The organism is Streptomyces sp. SID11385, assembly GCF_010548245.1.
GTDB lineage: Bacteria > Actinomycetota > Actinomycetes > Streptomycetales > Streptomycetaceae > Streptomyces.
In genome coordinates this window covers 1-3,506 of sequence record NZ_JAAGLR010000190.1, presented here as the reverse complement: position 1 = coordinate 3,506, position 3,506 = coordinate 1, and the positions used below count along the sequence as shown (strand labels likewise).

5 protein-coding genes are annotated in these 3,506 nt (G+C 72.2%); 4 read left to right on the top strand and 1 reads right to left on the bottom strand.

Annotated features, from left to right (window positions below; translation table 11 throughout):
* The first annotated feature begins 32 nt into the window (after positions 1–32).
* Positions 33–764: an SseB family protein gene (locus G3I42_RS06135; protein WP_164283112.1), complete on the top strand. Its 732-nt coding sequence runs from the start codon at positions 33–35 to the stop codon at positions 762–764.
* A gap of 327 nt (positions 765–1,091) precedes the next feature.
* Here G3I42_RS06135 and G3I42_RS06130 read toward each other — a convergent pair whose 3' ends face one another.
* Positions 1,092–1,445: a DUF1844 domain-containing protein gene (locus tag G3I42_RS06130; RefSeq protein WP_164283110.1), complete on the bottom strand. Its 354-nt coding sequence runs from the start codon at positions 1,443–1,445 to the stop codon at positions 1,092–1,094.
* 458 nt (positions 1,446–1,903) lie between these two features.
* On the opposite strand from G3I42_RS06130, the gene infC reads away from it, so the two are divergent.
* The 3 genes from infC (at position 1,904) to rplT (ending at position 3,385) form a co-directional block, all read left to right on the top strand.
* Positions 1,904–2,599 (top strand): translation initiation factor IF-3, encoded by a 696-nt coding sequence (gene infC / locus G3I42_RS06125; protein WP_164283108.1) that lies wholly within the window; start codon positions 1,904–1,906, stop codon positions 2,597–2,599.
* Positions 2,600–2,704: 105 nt separating this feature from the next.
* On the top strand, positions 2,705–2,899 hold the full coding sequence (gene rpmI / locus G3I42_RS06120) for a 50S ribosomal protein L35 (protein ID WP_007829094.1): 195 nt from the start codon (positions 2,705–2,707) through the stop codon (positions 2,897–2,899).
* Between the two features lie 99 nt (positions 2,900–2,998).
* Positions 2,999–3,385 (top strand): 50S ribosomal protein L20, encoded by a 387-nt coding sequence (rplT, locus tag G3I42_RS06115; RefSeq protein ID WP_008748864.1) that lies wholly within the window; start codon positions 2,999–3,001, stop codon positions 3,383–3,385.
* Positions 3,386–3,506: the final 121 nt, after the last annotated feature.

Genomic DNA, 3,506 nt, shown 5'->3' with positions numbered 1-3,506 from the left:
AGCGGGGTCCGGCGGCTCGGTAGGGTCGTCGCGTGGCGAACAAGAACATCCCTGATTCCGGCTTCGGCGACGACGACGGCTCGGCCGATCCCGCGCTCGGCGCGGCGCTCGCCGCCTGGGCCGAGGACCGCACGGCGACGGGGCCGGTGCTCGCGGCGCTGCGCGGGGCACGGCTCCTGGTGCCCGTCGTGGCCGTGCTCGGGGAGACCGAGGAGGCCCCGGACGGGCTCAAACGCGAGAAGAACAGCGAGATGGCGGTGCCCACGCTCAAGGCCGGGGACCGCACGGCGCTGCCCGCCTTCACGTCCACGGCGAGCCTCGCCCGGTGGGACCCGACGGCCCGCCCCGTCGCCGTACCGCTCCACCAGGCTCTCCAGGCCGTCGCGCACGAGCGGGCCGACACGCTCGTCCTCGACCTCGCCGGGCCCGTCCCCTTCGAGGTCAGCGGCGGCGCCCTGCGCGCGCTCGCCGAGGGCAGGGACAGCGCGGCCCCCTTCGCGGACCCGGCCGTCACGGAGGCGGTACGGGACACGCTCGCCGCCGAGCCGGCGGTGCTCCGCGCCCACCTGCTCCCCTCCCGTACCGCGGACGGCACGCTGGCGCTCGTCCTGGCCGAGGGAGCGGAGCCGGAACCGACTGCGCGAGCGGCCGCCGAGGCCCTCGCCGCTCACCCGGTCCTGCGCGAGCGCCTGGAACGAGGGCTCGAACTCGCGCTGCTCCCGGGGACGGCGACGGTGCCGGGGCAGCCGCTGTTCATTCGGTGAGGAGGGGGGCGGCCCGGGGCCCTCCGCAGACCCGGGGCCCTCCGCAGACCCGGAGCCCTCCGCAGGCGCTCGCTCTCCGCAGGCGCCCGCCCCCCGGCGCAGACCCCCGCCCTCCCAGGGGGGCGACCCCAAGAACAATTCTCCCAGCCCCGCCCCCCGCCCCCGCCCAATCCGCCCCCCACCCCCCGAATCTGTGGACAACTTCGAGGAAGTCGTCACGCGGCTCATCCCCAAGAGTGAGAGCGGCTGCGCGACAGCCCGGGTTGTCCACAGCTGCGCTCTGTAAATGTGCTTTCCCGGCAGGCGTGGAGCGTGGCCTCGCGGACCTCAGCCGAAGACCGGCCCCGTGTACTTCTCGCCCGGTCCCTGCCCCGGCTCGTCCGGGAAGACGCTGGCCTCGCGGAAGGCGAGCTGGAGGGACTTGAGGCCGTCGCGGAGCGGGGCCGCGTGGAAAGAGCTGATCTCGGTGCCGCCCGCGTCGAGGAGCCCCGCGAGCGCCTGGATCAGCTTGCGGGCCTCGTCCAGGTCCTTGTGCGCGTCACCGTCCTCGGCGAGCCCCAGCTTCACCGCCGCCGCGCTCATCAGGTGCACCCCGACGGTGGTGATCACCTCGATGGCGGGCACCTCCGCGATGTCCCGGGTCACGTCGTCGTAGTCGGCTGCGGGCGTCGCTTCGCTCATCGCGGGGCGCTTCCTTCGGTTGCGTACAGTGGGAAGGGCGGCACAGCGCCCGCGTTCCCCTCGCGGGCGGGCGCCCGCGAACCCCGTCAGCCTAGTGGCCGCCCCCGCGACGCCCCGGCCCCGTACCGGCCGCACACGGGGGCTCCGGTCCCGTACGCCCTGGTATGCTGGAGGAACGACCGGCCGGAGTGTGTCAGTGGTGCCCGCGAGGGAGCCCGAGACTCCGGCCACAAGTGGAGGCTCCGCACTCCCACCTGATCGCCCTCGCGGGCGGCGGGTCACCGGTCAGACGGCACCGCACCCGAGGCGGTGAGCGTCCGAAGTCGCGCCCCGCGTCCACGCGGCGGTGCTCCGGTCAGTACAGGAGCCCCGCTCGTGATCGTCCGGGGCATTTTTCATGTTCCGGCGCGGTTGGTCTCACAAGAAGCAAGAGTTGTGCGGCTGTCTGCCAGGCGGCCGTGCGGTGCTACCGAGGAGGATCCATCAGCGCCGAGCCCCGCATCGCCGAGCCCCGTATCAACGACCGGATTCGTGTTCCCGAGGTACGACTCGTCGGCCCCAGTGGTGAGCAGGTGGGCATCGTCCCGCTCGCGAAGGCCCTGGAACTGGCGCAGGAGTACGACCTGGACCTGGTCGAGGTCGCGGCGAACGCCCGTCCGCCCGTGTGCAAGCTCATGGACTACGGGAAGTTCAAGTACGAGTCGGCCATGAAGGCCCGTGAGGCGCGCAAGAACCAGGCGCACACGGTCATCAAGGAGATGAAGCTCCGGCCGAAGATCGACCCGCACGACTACGACACCAAGAAGGGTCACGTCGTCCGGTTCCTCAAGCAGGGTGACAAGGTCAAGATCACGATCATGTTCCGTGGTCGCGAGCAGTCCAGGCCGGAGCTCGGCCGCCGGCTGCTCCAGCGCCTCGCGGACGACGTCCAGGACCTCGGCTTCATCGAGTCGAGTCCCAAGCAGGACGGCCGCAACATGATCATGGTGCTCGGCCCGCACAAGAAGAAGACCGAGGCGATGGCCGAGGCCCGCGAGGCCCAGGCCGCCCGCAAGGCCGAACGGCAGGGGCGTGGCGCCTCGGCCGACGACCAGGACGAGGACCTCTCCGGCGCGGACGAGACCGCCGAGGAGCAGGAGCACGCCGAGGCCTGATCCGGGACAGCCGTCCCGGTGACACGGATACAACTGACGCCCCCGCGCGTCCGGTCCCCCCGGGGCCCGGCAGGGGGCGTCACCGACGAGGAGATAGACGGCGCCATGCCGAAGAACAAGTCGCACAGCGGTGCCAGCAAGCGCTTCAAGGTCACGGGCTCCGGCAAGGTGCTGCGCGAGCGGGCCGGCAAGCGCCACCTGCTGGAGCACAAGTCGTCCCGCCTGACGCGCCGCCTCACCGGCAACGCCGAGATGGCCCCGGGCGACGCCAAGAAGATCAAGAAGCTTCTCGGCAAGTGAGGCCGCGGCTCCCTCGCCGGGGGCCCGCAGCCCCGTACCGGGACCCAATCGAACCGGGCCGTGTGAACACCCCACGGCCCCGCTACAAGGAGTAATCAAGTGGCACGCGTCAAGCGGTCCGTCAACGCCCACAAGAAGCGCCGGGCGATCCTGGAGCAGGCCAGCGGCTACCGCGGGCAGCGCTCGCGCCTGTACCGCAAGGCGAAGGAGCAGGTCACCCACTCCCTCGTCTACAACTACAACGACCGCAAGAAGCGCAAGGGCGACTTCCGTCAGCTGTGGATCCAGCGCATCAACGCCGCTGCCCGCGCCAACGGCATCACCTACAACCGCTTCATCCAGGGTCTGAAGGCCGCCAACATCGAGGTGGACCGCAAGATCCTCGCCGAGCTGGCCGTGCACGACGCCGGTGCCTTCGCGGCCCTCGTCGAGGCCGCCCAGAAGGCGCTGCCCGAGGACGTCAACGCCCCGAAGGCCGCCGCCTGATCAGGGCCACCGCCCAGGCAGGCTCCGCGCGCCGCGTGCCGGCGCGCCGCTTCACCGGACCCGCAGGCCCGCGACGGCCTGCGGGTCCCGTGCGTTCCGGCGGCGGCCCGCGGCCCGCGTC

Bases quoted from the DNA above. Each gene is read 5' to 3' on its own strand.
- G3I42_RS06130 (WP_164283110.1), bottom strand. From the start codon at position 1,445: ATGAGCGAAGCGACGCCCGCAGCCGACTACGACGACGTGACCCGGGAC.
- rpmI (WP_007829094.1), top strand. From the start codon at position 2,705: ATGCCGAAGAACAAGTCGCACAGCGGTGCCAGCAAGCGCTTCAAGGTC.